The organism is Nonomuraea sp. NPDC048881 (genome assembly GCF_040649795.1).
Lineage (GTDB): Bacteria > Actinomycetota > Actinomycetes > Streptosporangiales > Streptosporangiaceae > Nonomuraea.
Window position 1 is genome coordinate 718,787 of the sequence record NZ_JBEZGC010000002.1, and the last position, 12,877, is coordinate 731,663.

The following is a 12,877-nucleotide window of genomic DNA, read 5'->3' on the forward strand; positions in this document are numbered from 1 at the left end:
GAAGCCTTGGGGTGGTGTCAGGTGAGGGGAGATGAGCGCTGGGTGCCGGGGGTGAGGGTGGCTGGAGGTGGCGGCGGGTGGGGGTGTCGGCTGAGGGTCCTACGGACTGAGCTGGGTGTCGGGTGAGGGTGCTACGGGCTGGGTGAGGGGCCAAAAGGCTCAGGTGGGTGGCGGGTGGGGGCCGAAAGACTGGACTGGGGGCGCGTGGAAGGGCTGGTGGTGAGGCTGGGTGGGGGTTGGGGAAGGGCGTTCTTCGGGGAGGAGGGGGGCCCGCCGCTCGTTCAGCCACCAGGCGGCGTGCGGTGCTGCTGGTGAGGCTGGGGAGATGGGGGTGCCGGGGAGGCGGGTCCTCCAGGAGGAACGGACGCACATGGGGTCCGCCAGGACGGGAAGACCTAACGATCATCTCCCGGAAGCGCGCTCCGAGCGGCGGCGACGAGGTCGGCGACGACGTCGGCCGTCAGCCCGATCCCGAACGTCCGGAACTTGATCAACGGGATGCCGAGCGCCAGCCCCACCAGAGGCGAATCTGTCCGGTCGAGGTCGGGCAGCCCCGGGGCCTGCCGGAGCCGTTCCCTCAGCACCCGGCCGCCCACCGGGTGCGCCAGCCACTCGCCCAGCGTCGACATCTCACTCAGCTCGCCCACATATCCGTCGCCGGGCGTGCTCAGCTCCGCGCGCAGCCGGATGTCCCGTGACGACGCGCCCACCTCGACGGTGAACGGCCCGGGGTCGATCCGCCAGCCGCCGCGCGTCGCCGACCACCACGCCAGGTCGCGCGGCCCGAGGGCGAGCCGTACGCGCTCGCTCGCCCCGGGGGCCAGGCCGACCTTGGCGAAGGCGCGCAGCCCGTGCCGCGGCCGCGAGGGGTGTTCGGCCTCGAAGGCGACGTAGAGCTGGGCCACCTCCTGGCCGTGGCGGTCGCCGGTGTTGGCGACGGTGAAGGCGACGTCCCAGGTGTGGGGGCCGGTCTCACGCACGTCCAGGTCGGAGTACTCGAACCGGGTGTAGGTCAGCCCGTGGCCGAAAGGGTAGGCGACCTCGGTGCCCAGCGTGTCGTGGTGCCGGTAGCCGACGTAGCGGCCCTCGCCGTACACGACGTGGCCGTCTGAGCCGGGAAAGTGCAGGTGGGACGGTACGTCGGCGAGGCGCAGCGGGATCGTCTCGGTGAGCCGTCCGGACGGGCTGTGCGTGCCGAGCAGCAGGTCGGCCAGCGCCGCGCCGCCCGCCTGGCCGAGCAGCCAGCCCTCCAGGACGGCCGAGGCGAGGTGCCGCCACCCGGCCACCGACACCACCCCGCCGTTGGACAGCACGACGACCACCCGCGGGCACACCTCGGCCACCCGCCGCAGCAGCTCGACCTGGACGCCGGGCAGGTCGATCGACGTGCGGTCGAAGCCCTCGGACTCGGCGGCCTCGGGCAGGCCGAGGAACACCACCGCCACCTCGGCCGCCGCCGCGCTCTCCACCGCCTCCCGCGCCAGATCGTCGTCGGCCTCGCCGTCGAGCCGGTAGCCGGGGGCGAACGTCAGCCCCTCGACAGCCTGGCCGAGCGCGTCGAGCGCGGTGTCCAGGCGGGTGGGCACCACGTGCGAGCTGCCGTGCCCCTGGTAGCGCGGGGTGCGGGCGAGCTCGCCCAGCACGGCCACGCGCAGGCCGGGGGCCAGCGGCAGCACGCCGTCGTTCTTCAGCAGCACGGCGGAGGCGCGGGCGGCCTCGCGGGCCAGCTCGTGGTGCTCGTCGACGTCCCAGCCGTCGTGCCGCTCGCGGCCGGCGACGCGGTCGGCGAGCCCGGCGACGCGGCCCGCCGCCAGGTCGAGCACGGACTCGGGCAGGCGGCCCGAGCGCACCGCGTCCTCGATCAGGCCGTCGGTGCCGGTGGGCGGCATCTCCAGGTCCAGGCCCGCTTCGAGGGACGCCACCCGGTCGTTGACCGCGCCCCAGTCCGACATCACCAGGCCGTCGAAGCCCCATTCGTCGCGCAGCAGGGTGGTCAGCAGCCAGCGGTGCTGGGAGGCGTACACGCCGTTGACGCGGTTGTAGGAGCACATGATCGCGTACGGGCGGGCCTCCCGGACGATGTGCTCGAAGGCGGGCAGGTAGATCTCGCGCAGCGTGCGCTCGTCGACGTCCGCGCTGATCCGCATGCGGTCGGTCTCCTGGTTGTTGACCGCGAAGTGCTTGACGCAGGCCCCGACGCCGCGGGACTGGACGCCGGTGACCAGCGCCGCCCCTATTACCCCGGTCAGGTACGGATCCTCGGAGAAGTACTCGAAGTTGCGCCCGCACAGCGGCGACCGCTTGATGTTCACCCCCGGGCCCAGCACGACGTCCACCCCCAGCGCGGCGGCCTCCTTGGCCAGCGCCGCGCCCACCCGGCGGGCCAGCGCCGGGTCCCACGAGGAGCCGAGGGCCACGGCGGGCGGGAAGCACGTGGCGGGCTCGCTGCGGGTCAGCCCGAGCGCGTCGCCGGCGTCCGCGCGCTGGCGGCGGATGCCGTGCGGCCCGTCGGACAGCGTGATCGCGGGCACCGCGTCGCGGACGGCCGTGGTGTGCCAGGTGTCGCTCCCGGACGTGAGCGACGCCTTCTCTGCCGTGGTGAGGTCGGGGGGAAGAGCCATGGGACACCTCGTTATCTGGGCTGCAGTCCTAGTTGCTTGAGGAAGGTGATGACGGCGGCCCGCATGTCCACCTGGTCCGGGTCGAGCAGCCATTGCGTCTGCAGGCCGTCGACGAGCGCGATGAGCTGCTGGGCGACGGCGTCGGGATCGTGGTCGAGCGGCGGCGCGGCGCGTTCGAACAGGGCGCCGAGCAGCCACGCGGCCTGCCGGCGCAGCCTGCGGTAGCGCTGGACGAAGTAGTCGTGGGCGGGATGGCCGGGATCGGCGGCCTCGCCGGAGATCTTCACGTACAGCCCGACCAGGCCGGGCGTGCCCATGTTCCTGGCGACCTGCTCGACCGCGCGGTCGAGCAGCTCCTGCGGCGAGAGCCCGTCGTCGGGGCCGCCCATCAGCTCGCCGTCCACCTCGTCGCGGCGGCTGAGCACCTGGATGAGCAGGCTCTCCTTGCCGGGGAAGTGGTGCAGCAGCCCCGCGTGGGTCATGCCCGCGTGCGCGGCGATGTCGCGCAGCGACACCGCGTGGAAGCCCGAGCGGGAGAACAGCTCTGTGGCGGAGTCGAGGATGCGGGCGCGCGTGCGCTCGCCCTTGCGCCCTCGGCGTGGTGTCGGTTCGGTCACCGGCCGGCCCTTTCTGGCGGTCTGGGGGCACGCGGGCTGCGCAAACGTGCCGGGGTACGGCGAGATCGGCCGTCCACCGGCTCGTCCAAGAATCTACCACGTGGTTAGTTTCGCGGCCCACGCCCGCGGCGGACGCAGTGGACGCGGCGGACGCGGCGGACCCTAGAGCCAGTCGCGGCGCTTGAAGACCATGTAGAGCACCATGCACACCGCCGCCATCAGCAGGATCGCGAACGGGTAGCCGAACACCCAGTGGGTCTCGGGCATGAAGTCGAAGTTCATCCCGTAGATGGTGCCGACCAGCGTCGGGGCGAACAGGATGGCCGCCCACGCGGAGATCTTCTTGACCTCCTCGCCCTGCTGGATGCTGGCCTCGGTCATGCGGGCCATCTCCGCGTTCTGGGCCTGGGTCACCAGCGTCGAGTTGACCACCAGGATGTTCTGCAACATCTGGCGGAAGGCCGAGATGCGCTCGGTCACCGTGATCGCGTGGTCGGCGACGTCGCGCAGGTAGCTCTGCAGCTCGTCGTTGACGCCGTACTTGGCGGCGCCGGCGATGAAGCCGTGGATCATGCCCACCAGCGGCGCGGTGGCCCGCTGGAACTCGATCACCTCGCCGGACAGCTCGTAGACGCGCCGCGACACCGAGGGGTCGCCGCTGAAGACCTCGACCTCGATCTCCTCGATGTCCTTCTGCAGCCCGGCGACCACCGGCGCGTAGCCGTCGACCACGGCGTCGAGGATCGCGTACAGGACGGCCTGCGGGCCCTGGCGCAGCAGGTCGGGGTCGGACTCCATGCGCTTGCGCACCCCCTGCAGGTCGGGGGCCTCGGCGTGGCGCACAGTGATCACGAAGTTGGGGCCGACGAAGACGTGCAGCTCGCCGAAGGCCACCTCCTCCACGTCGTCGAGGTAGCGGGCGGCGCGCAGCACCACGAACAGCGTGTCGCCGTAGCGGTCGGCCTTGGCCCGCTGGGAGCCGACGATCGCGTCCTCCAGCGCCAGCTCGTGCAGCTCGAACTCCTCGGCGAGCTTGACCAGCTCCCACTCCTTCGGACGGTAGAGGCCGATCCAGGCCATGCTGTCCGGCATCTGCTTGAGGCGTTCGAAGGCGTCGGCGAGCGAGCCGGGGTTGTCGACCCGCTCGCCGTTCTGGTAGACGGCGTTGTCGATCACGGTGGGCCGGTAGGGGTGCTCCTCGGTGGCGCGCGGGTCCATCGAGTGCTCCGGCGCCTCCTCGCGGTGGTCACCGCTGCGCCTGAACCCCTTCACCCTGGCCATGCACCCTCCGATCCGGTTGCCGTTGCTGACTACTGCGAGGACACCAGGCTGTCGAGCTCCTGGGTCGCCCGGTCCCTGATGGTCTTGCGCCACATCGGCGTCCAGCCGAACAGCAGCCCCTGCGGCCTGCCGAGAGCCATTCTGGACCAGCGCCTGAAGTCGAACTCGTCGTGGTGGCGGACGATGAGGTCGTCCTCGAACCTGAACAGCGCGTCGATCTCGTTGACGACCGTGCGGCCGGTGGAGGAGAAGGTGTAGCTGGCCGTCCAGTGGGCCGAGCCGCTGAACTCGTCGGCCTGGACGTCGCGGTAGCCGGATCTCAGTCCGTCGCGCACGCCGAGCTGCAACCGCCACATCGCCATCACCCGGTCGCGGCCCTCGACCTCCTGGAAGATGGGGTCGCCGAAACTGATCTCGGGGTGGTAGCAGCGCTCCATGGCCGCGAAGTCCGCGCGGCCCAGAGCGTCGTAGAAGGCGCTGATGAGCGCCACGTGCCGATCGTTCACCTTGCTATCGAATCATGGCCGCACCATTGTCCCAGCACACCGCCCGCAGCCACTGCTCGCCGAGGTCCAGGCGGGCGAGTGCGTCGAGCTGGTGCGCGTAGGGGTGCGGGATCGTCGGGAAATCGCTGCCGAGCACCACCTTCCCCGAAAGCCCGAGATCACGCAGAACCGGGCGCAATCGGCTGGGAAACGGCATGCCGCGCTCGGAGAAGTCGGTGAAGGCCATGGTGGTGTCCAGGGCGACCCGCTCATGGCGGACGGCCAGCTCGAAGAACGGCTCGTACTCGGGCATGCCCAGATGCGCGATCACCGCCCGCAGCCGCGGATGGGCGGCCAGCACCGCGCCGATCGGCCCCGGCCCCACGTGGCCGCCGGGCACGGGCACCGAGCTGGCGTGCACGACGACGGGCACGCCCGACTCCGCCAGCAGCCCCCAGACCTCGTCCAGCTCGGGCGCGGCCGGGTCGAAGCCGCCGACCTGGAGGTGCACCTTGAAGATCTGGACGCCGTCCGCCAGCGCCGCGCGCACGTAGTCCGCGACGCCGGGCTCGGGGTAGAACGTCGCCGACGGCAGGCAGTCGGGGTTGCGGCGGGCGAAGTCGAGCGTCCAGGCGTTGAGGTCGCGCGCCATGTCCGGCCGGTGCGCGTACGCCAGGGCGGGGAAGCGCCGTACGCCCATCTCACGCAGCCTCGTCAGCCGCTCCTCGACCGGGCGTTCGTACTCGATCTTCCAGCCGGCGCCCATCAAGGGGCCGCCGTGGTTGAAGTGATGCCAGACCCGGCGTTCCATTCGTTCGGGCAGGAAATGCACATGCAGGTCGATCAGGCCCGGCAGCCCGAGGTCGCGCCACCACGCCGGAACGTCCGCGTCAGAATGTAGTTCTGCGGCCACAGCCGAGACTTTACCCGGCTAGTGTTTCTCCTCGATGGACATGCTCTGGGCCCACCTGATCAAGGTTCAGCCTGACCCCGACCCCTGGGTCGTGCTGGTCTCGGCTCTGGCCGCGCTCGCGGTCGTCGCGTTCCGCACCCCCTGGCAGGTGTCCAGGGGCCTGATCACGATCGCCCACGAGGGCGGCCACGCGGTCATGGCGCTGCTCACCCGGCGCAAGCTGGAAGGCATCCGGCTCCACTCCGACACCTCCGGCGTCACGCTGACCAGGGGCCGCCCCAACGGTCCCGGCATGGTGCTGACCGCGCTCGCCGGCTACCTGGCCCCCTCGCTGCTGGGGCTGGCCGCCGCCTGGCTCACCGAGCAGGGCCGCATCACGCTGCTGATCTGGAGCGTGCTGCTCTTCCTGGTGTGCATGCTGCTGCTGATCCGCAACCTCTACGGCGCGCTGATCCTGCTGGTCACCGGCGGCGCGGTGTTCGCCTTGTCCATGTACGCCCCCGCCCAGGTCCAGCAGATCGTGGCCATGGTCGCGACGTGGTTCCTGCTGTTCGGCGGCGTCCGGCCGATCGTCGAGCTGCAGCGCAAGCGGCGCAGGCGGCAGGCCAGAGACTCCGACGCCGACCAGCTCGCCCGGCTGACGTTCCTGCCTGGCGGCTTCTACGTCTTCTTCTTCCTGGTCGTGGCCGCCGTGTCGGTGGTGTTCGGCGCGTACTTGATGAACCCGTTGACCCCCTGAAAGCCGAAATTTCACATTAAACTCACCGGCAACAGGGGGGAGTGCCGTGTTGCCAGCCGAGGACGCGCCCGGCTACCGGGTGCTCGATCAGGCGGGCCAGGGCGGTTTCGCCTTCGTCTACCGCGCCTATCAGGAGCGCCTCGACCGGATCGTGGCGCTGAAGGTCCTGTCGGTCGACCGGGTCGACCAGCGCACCATGCGCCACTTCCAGCGCGAGCTCCGGCTCACCGGCCGCCTGACCGGTCATCCCAACGTCGTGACCGTCTTCGACACCGGCGTGACCCGCTCGGGCAAGCCGTACATCGCGATGGACTTCTTCGAGAACGGCTCGCTGCGCGACAAGGTCCGCAAGGAGGGGCCGCTCGGGGTGCCCGACGTGCTGCGCGCGGGCGTCAAACTGGCCGGCGCGCTGGCCGCCGTGCACGAGGCCGGGGTGCTGCACGGCGACATCAAGCCGCAGAACATCCTCATCTCCCGCTACGGCGAGCCCGCCATCGCCGACTTCGGCGTGGCCAGGGTGGTGGACAACGCGGAGATCTCGGCCACCTCCCAGGCGTTCACCCCGCTGCACGCCGCCCCGGAGGTGCTCACCGGGCAGCCGCACTCGGTCTCCGGTGACATCTACTCCCTGGGCTCCACGCTCTACCATCTGCTGGCCGGGCAGCCCGCCTTCCACAACCCGGCCGACCCGTCGATCGCGCCGCTGATGTACCGGGTGCTGAGCCTCGACCCGCCGCCGATCAACCGGCCGGACGTGCCGCCGGCGGTGTTCGGGACGATCCTTCACGCGATGTCCAAACAGCCCGAGCTGCGGCCCGGGTCGGCCAGGGAGCTGGCGCGGCGGTTGCAGGAGGTGCAGGCCGAGCTGGGGTTGTCGGTGACCGACCTGGTGGGCCAGGATCCGGGGCCGGGGCCGGCGACGTCCACCGTCCCGCGCCGCCCGCGCGGCGGCCCGCAGCCTCCGCCGCACCCCGGCGACTCCTCCCTCCCCGCCACCGGCAGCCGGCTCCCCCACCCTCACCCCCAAGCCCCCGCCCCGCATCAGCCGGGCCTGGCGGGGAACGCGGGCGTGGCGAGGCGGGACGCCCCCACGGCGGGGCACATGGGCGGGGCCCGGCGGGAGGCCGTCACGACGCCGCCCGCCGGGGCCGGAAGCCTCGGGAGGCGTCTGCTGATCGGGGGCTCGGTCGCAGCCGTCGCGATCGGCGGCACCGGCCTGGCCGTCTACCTGTCGCTGCGCCCGCCCGCCGCGGGCCCCGCCGAGCGCCGCCCCGAGGCCGCCACCCCCGCGGCGACCGCCGCCACCACCCCGCCGCCGATCAGCAAGCGGGACGTCGCCGCGCTCGCCCCCCGCAGGCTCAAGGTCACCGCCGACCGCGGCGCCCTGGTGGAGCTGAGCTGGGCGCTCCCGGCCGACGCCCGCCGCTACCCGGTCGTCCTGCAACGCTCGCGGGCGGGCGGGGGCGAGGTGACCGTCGTCGCCCTCGGCACGGGCGCCACCAGCGGCCGCGTCGCCGGGCTCGACCCGGACACCGGCTACTGCTTCCTGGTGGGGGTGCCGCTGCGCATCTCGGCGGCCACCACGGTCGCCTGGTCGAAGCCGGCCTGCGTCAGAGGGGCGCGCTCAGCCCAGTAGCTTGCGCGCCGCCTGCTCGATCTCCTCCTCCGACAGCAGCACGTGGTTGGCCGCGTCGCCCAGCGGGATGAAGCTGTCGGCCGAGGTCACCCGGGCCACCTGCCCCGTGAACCCGGCGTCGATCAGCTCGGCCGTCACGCCCTCGGACACGCCGCCGGAGTGGCGGGTCTCGTCGGCGATCAGCACCTTGCCGGTCAGCTCGGCCGCCCGCAGCAGGTCGTCCACCGGCAGGGGGGCCAGCCAGCGCAGGTCGAGGACGCGGCAGCCGTAGCCCTCCTGGGTGAGCCGGACCGCGGCGCGCAGGCTCATCCGCAGCCCGTTGCCGAACGTCACGATCGTCAGGTCACGGCCCTCGCCGTACGAGCGGGCCCGGCCGACGGGCACGTGCGTCTCGCGCCAGCGCCCCGGCGGCGTGTACGGCGCCAGCCAGCCGCCGTCGCCCTCCTCGAACAGGTCACGCGTGTGGTAGAGCGCGATCGGCTCCAGGAACACGCAGACCGACCCGGCCGTACGGGCGGCGGCCAGGCAGGTGCGCAACATGGCGGCGGCGTCGTCGGGACGCGCGGGCGAGGCGAGGACCAGGCCCGGGATGTCGCGCAGCGCGGCCACCGCGTTGTCGTTGTGGAAGTGGCCGCCGAAGCCCTTCTGGTAGGCGTAGCCGGCGACGCGGACGACCATGCCGTTGGTGTAGGCGCCGCGCGAGAAGAACGACAGGGTGGCGCCCTCGCCGCGGATCTGGTCGAGCGCGTTGTGCAGGTAGGCCAGGTATTGGATCTCCGGCACCGGGAGCTGGTTGGACACCGCCGAGCCGAGCGCGAGGCCGAGGATGGCCTGCTCGTCGAGGAGCGTGTCGAACACCCGCGAGCCGCCGAACCGCTTCTGCAGCCCCCGGGTGACGCCGTAGACGCCGCCCTTCCTGGCGACGTCCTCGCCGAAGACCGTCATCTCGGGGTAGACCACCAGCGCGTCGGCGAGCGTGCGGTTGATGGTCTGCGACAAGGTCAGCGGCTTCTCCGTCTCGGGCAGCGTGCCGGCGAACGCCTTCTCCCTGACCGGGCCCTCGGCCGCGGTCGGGCTGATGTTGGCGATCAGGTCGGGACGGCGCGGCGCGATCGGCTCCATGACCTCCGCGGCCGAGCCGAGCCGCGGGGCGCGGGTGGTCTCCAGGGCGATGCGCAGGATGTGCTCGCGCGCCGACTCGTACGTCTTGAGAAGGTCCTCCGGCGTCTCCAGGCCGGCCTCCACCAGCAGCCGCGCGGTGCGGACGAGCGGGTCGCGCTCCATGTCGGCCCGCAGCTCCCGCTGGGTGCGGTAGGCCGACTCGACGTCGGACCCGGCGTGCCCCATCAGCCGCACGGTGGACAGGTGCAGGAACGCGGGTGAGCGGTTGGCGCGGACGTGCTGGACGGCGAGCGTGGCGGCGTCGTAGGCGTCGGCCAGGTCGCAGCCGTCGGCGGCGAAGTAGGCGATGCCCGGCCGCCGCGCCGCCGCCTCCACCCAGCCCTTGGGGGTGCGGACGCTGATGCCGATGCCGTTGTCCTCGCACACGAACAGGATGGGCAGCGGCTGCCCCTGGAAGGTGGCGTAGGAGGCGGTGTTGAGCCCGGTCAGGGCGCTGGCGTGGTTGATCGAGGCGTCGCCGAAGCTGCACACGGCGATGGCGTCGGGCGGCCAGGCCGACCGGTCGCCGAGCGCGGCGGCCCGTTCGATGGCGAAGGCCACGCCCACGGCGCGCGGCAGATGGCTGGCGATCGTCGAGGTCTGCGGGATGACGGCCAGGTGGGGGTGGCCGAAGACCTTGTGCCGGCCGCCCGCGATCGGCTCGTCGGCCGCCGCGGTGAGGCCCATCAGCACGTCGCGAAGGCCCTGCTCGGGCAGCCGGCCGGCCTGCTCGGACCTGGTCAGGTAGAAGGCGCCGGACCGGTAGTGGAGCAGCGCCGGGTCGCTCGCCCTGGCCGCGGCGGCGACCGCCGCGTTGCCCTCGTGGCCGGCCGACCCGATCGTGTAGAAGCCCTCGTTCTGCTCGCGGAGCCAGCGGGCGGCGATGTCGAGCAGGCGGCTGTCGAGCTGGCGCTGGAACAGGGTCCGGCACCGGTCGCCGGTGAGCGACGTGCCCTCGCGCACCGGGCCGCCGGGATCTCGGGCGGGGCCTGACTTCAGCGCCTCAACGGATTGGATGAAATGTGTCTCAACAGTGTCGCGCGCCACACCCTGATTATGTCCGTCATCGCCGCCGCCGTCTGCCGGAGTGCATGACAGATTGTGGTCCGGTCCGTTTAACCCTGATCCAGGACCGTTTGCAGAGATCTACGGCGTTTCGGGGGGTTTCGTGCCGCGTGAATCGCCGTCGGTCAGTTAGTGATTGTTAACGCTGGCCTCGATCGCGGCGCGGGCCATCGTGTGCAGCAGGGGGCGCATGTCGTGCGGGGGCAGCTCGCCCGCGCTGTGGGGCGTCGAGTTGAGCAGGCCGAAGACCGCGTGCGTGGCCGCGCGCAGCCGGGCCGGCGGGCACGCCGGGTGCAGCTCGGCCAGCACGGTCACCCACTCCTCGACGTAGAGGCGCTGCAGCCGCCTGATCCTGCGCCGCTCCGGCTCGGGCACGTTGCCCAGCTCGCGGTCGTGCACGGTGATCAGCGCCGGCTGGTCGAGCGCGAACGTGATCTGCACGTTGAGCAGCGCGTCGAGCGTCTCGGCCGGGCCGTCCGAGGAGGTCGCCACCGCCACCGCCGACTCCCGAAGCCGCGAGCTGACGTCGAGCAGCATCTCGGCGAGCAGCGCCTCCTTGCCGCTGAAGTGCCGGTAGAGCGCGGGACCCGAGACGCCGACCGCGCCCCCGATGTCCTCGATGGAGACCCCGTGGAAACCGCGGGCGGCGAACAGCCGGGCGGCCGCGGCGAGGATCTCCATGCGCCTTCTGCCGCGCTCGCGGGTAGGTGGGGAGGCAGTGGTCACGTCTCACATGCTAGACGATTACGTTAATGATGACTAACATCTCGGCCATGACGAGAGGGGACTCATGAGCGACTGGCCGGTGCTGAAGTCGGCCGTGGAGCCCGGGAGCGAGGCGTACAAACGCAACGCCGAGCTCAACGAGCGGCTGGCCGCCGAGCTGCTCGAACGGCTGGCCGCGGCGGCGCTCGGCGGTCCCGAGCGGTCGCGGCAGCGCCACGTCGAGCGGGGCAAGCTGCTGCCGCGCGACCGCGTCGACGGGCTGCTCGACCCGGGTTCCCGGTTCCTGGAGCTGTCGCCGCTGGCGGCCGGCGGCCTCTACGACGACCAGGCGCCCGCCGCCGGGATCATCACCGGCGTCGGCAGGGTTGCCGGGCGCGAATGCGTGGTCGTGGCCAACGACGCGACCGTCAAGGGCGGCACGTACTACCCGATGACCGTCAAGAAGCACCTGCGCGCGCAGGAGGTGGCCCTGCACAACCACCTGCCCTGCGTCTACCTGGTCGACTCCGGCGGCGCGTTCCTGCCCAAGCAGGACGAGGTCTTCCCCGACCGGGAGCACTTCGGGCGCATCTTCTACAACCAGGCCACCATGTCGGCCCGCGGCATCCCGCAGATCGCCGCCGTGCTCGGCTCGTGCACCGCCGGCGGCGCGTACGTGCCGGCCATGAGCGACGAGGCGGTCATCGTCCGCGGCCAGGGCACGATCTTCCTGGGCGGTCCGCCCCTGGTGAAGGCGGCCACCGGCGAGGAGGTCACGGCCGAGGAGCTGGGCGGCGGCGACCTGCACTCCCGGGTCAGCGGCGTCACCGACCACCTGGCCGAGGACGACGCCCACGCCCTGGCCATCGTCCGCGACATCGTCTCGACGCTGGCCCCCCGGGCCCCCCGTCCCTGGGACACGGTCGAGCCCGAGGAGCCGCGGCACGACCCGCGCGACCTCTACGGCCTCGTCCCCGCCGACACCCGCCAGCCCTACGACGTGCGCGAGGTCATCGCCCGCCTGGTGGACGGCTCGCGCTTCCTGGAGTTCAAGGCCGAGTACGGCTCCACCCTCGTCACCGGCTTCGCCCACCTGCACGGTCACCCGGTGGGCATCGTGGCCAACAACGGCATCCTGTTCAGCGAGTCGGCGATGAAGGGCGCGCACTTCATCGAGCTGTGCGACCAGCGCCGCATCCCGCTGGTGTTCCTGCAGAACATCAGCGGGTTCATGGTCGGCAAGGCGTACGAGGCGGGCGGCATCGCCAAGCACGGCGCCAAGATGGTCACGGCCGTGTCGTGCGCGCGGGTGCCCAAGTTCACGGTGGTGATCGGCGGCTCGTTCGGGGCGGGCAACTACGCCATGGCCGGACGGGCGTACTCGCCCAGGTTCCTGTGGATGTGGCCCAACGCCCGCATCTCGGTCATGGGCGGCGAGCAGGCGGCGAACGTGCTGACCACGGTCGGCAACGCCGACCCCGACGCCATCCGCGCCCAGTACGAGCACCAGGGCAACCCCTACTACTCCACCGCCCGGCTCTGGGACGACGGCGTGATCGACCCGCTCGACACCCGCACCGTCCTCGGGCTGGCCCTGTCCGCGGCGGCCAACGCGCCGCTCGAACCCGCCGGCTACGGCGTCTTCCGGATGTGA

10 protein-coding genes are annotated in these 12,877 nt (G+C 72.1%); 3 read left to right on the forward strand and 7 right to left on the reverse strand.

Going from position 1 to position 12,877, the window contains the following annotated elements:
* Nucleotides 1-395 precede the first annotated feature (395 nt).
* From AB0C33_RS08900 to AB0C33_RS08920, 5 genes are all read right to left on the reverse strand, one after another.
* Entirely contained in the window at nt 396-2,621 is a 2,226-nt protein-coding gene (locus tag AB0C33_RS08900; RefSeq protein ID WP_358285170.1) for a glycoside hydrolase family 3 C-terminal domain-containing protein, read from the reverse strand.
* Between the two features lie 11 nt (nt 2,622-2,632).
* Nucleotides 2,633-3,238: a TetR/AcrR family transcriptional regulator gene (locus tag AB0C33_RS08905; RefSeq protein WP_358285173.1), complete on the reverse strand. Its 606-nt coding sequence runs from the start codon at nt 3,236-3,238 to the stop codon at nt 2,633-2,635.
* A 162-nt stretch (nt 3,239-3,400) separates the two neighbouring features.
* Nucleotides 3,401-4,519, reverse strand: a complete 1,119-nt coding sequence (locus AB0C33_RS08910) for a magnesium and cobalt transport protein CorA (RefSeq protein ID WP_358285175.1) — start codon at nt 4,517-4,519, stop codon at nt 3,401-3,403.
* Nucleotides 4,520-4,548: 29 nt separating this feature from the next.
* Nucleotides 4,549-5,025, reverse strand: a complete 477-nt coding sequence (locus AB0C33_RS08915; protein WP_352357058.1) for a nuclear transport factor 2 family protein — start codon at nt 5,023-5,025, stop codon at nt 4,549-4,551.
* A 4-nt stretch (nt 5,026-5,029) separates the two neighbouring features.
* Nucleotides 5,030-5,917: an amidohydrolase family protein gene (locus tag AB0C33_RS08920; RefSeq protein WP_358285177.1), complete on the reverse strand. Its 888-nt coding sequence runs from the start codon at nt 5,915-5,917 to the stop codon at nt 5,030-5,032.
* 34 nt (nt 5,918-5,951) lie between these two features.
* Here AB0C33_RS08920 and AB0C33_RS08925 point away from each other — a divergent pair, with 34 nt between their 5' ends.
* Nucleotides 5,952-6,656, forward strand: a complete 705-nt coding sequence (locus AB0C33_RS08925; RefSeq protein ID WP_358285179.1) for a M50 family metallopeptidase — start codon at nt 5,952-5,954, stop codon at nt 6,654-6,656.
* 46 nt (nt 6,657-6,702) lie between these two features.
* Nucleotides 6,703-8,292: a protein kinase gene (locus tag AB0C33_RS08930; RefSeq protein ID WP_358285182.1), complete on the forward strand. Its 1,590-nt coding sequence runs from the start codon at nt 6,703-6,705 to the stop codon at nt 8,290-8,292.
* On the opposite strand, the gene AB0C33_RS08935 is transcribed toward AB0C33_RS08930, so the two are convergent.
* Both AB0C33_RS08935 and AB0C33_RS08940 read right to left on the reverse strand, forming a co-directional pair.
* Nucleotides 8,281-10,416 (reverse strand): thiamine pyrophosphate-dependent enzyme, encoded by a 2,136-nt coding sequence (locus AB0C33_RS08935; protein ID WP_358285185.1) that lies wholly within the window; start codon nt 10,414-10,416, stop codon nt 8,281-8,283. The genes AB0C33_RS08930 and AB0C33_RS08935 overlap by 12 nt on opposite strands.
* A gap of 231 nt (nt 10,417-10,647) precedes the next feature.
* Nucleotides 10,648-11,199, reverse strand: a complete 552-nt coding sequence (locus AB0C33_RS08940) for a TetR/AcrR family transcriptional regulator (RefSeq protein ID WP_358285980.1) — start codon at nt 11,197-11,199, stop codon at nt 10,648-10,650.
* Nucleotides 11,200-11,308: 109 nt separating this feature from the next.
* On the opposite strand from AB0C33_RS08940, the gene AB0C33_RS08945 reads away from it, so the two are divergent.
* Complete coding sequence (locus AB0C33_RS08945; protein WP_358285187.1) at nt 11,309-12,877, forward strand: carboxyl transferase domain-containing protein; 1,569 nt, start codon at nt 11,309-11,311, stop codon at nt 12,875-12,877.

Bases quoted from the DNA above. Each gene is read 5' to 3' on its own strand.
- AB0C33_RS08900 (WP_358285170.1), bottom strand. From the start codon at position 2,621: ATGGCTCTTCCCCCCGACCTCACCACGGCAGAGAAGGCGTCGCTCACG.
- AB0C33_RS08925 (WP_358285179.1), top strand. From the start codon at position 5,952: ATGGACATGCTCTGGGCCCACCTGATCAAGGTTCAGCCTGACCCCGAC.
- AB0C33_RS08940 (WP_358285980.1), bottom strand. From the start codon at position 11,199: ATGGAGATCCTCGCCGCGGCCGCCCGGCTGTTCGCCGCCCGCGGTTTC.
- AB0C33_RS08910 (WP_358285175.1), bottom strand. From the start codon at position 4,519: ATGGCCAGGGTGAAGGGGTTCAGGCGCAGCGGTGACCACCGCGAGGAG.
- AB0C33_RS08945 (WP_358285187.1), top strand. From the start codon at position 11,309: ATGAGCGACTGGCCGGTGCTGAAGTCGGCCGTGGAGCCCGGGAGCGAG.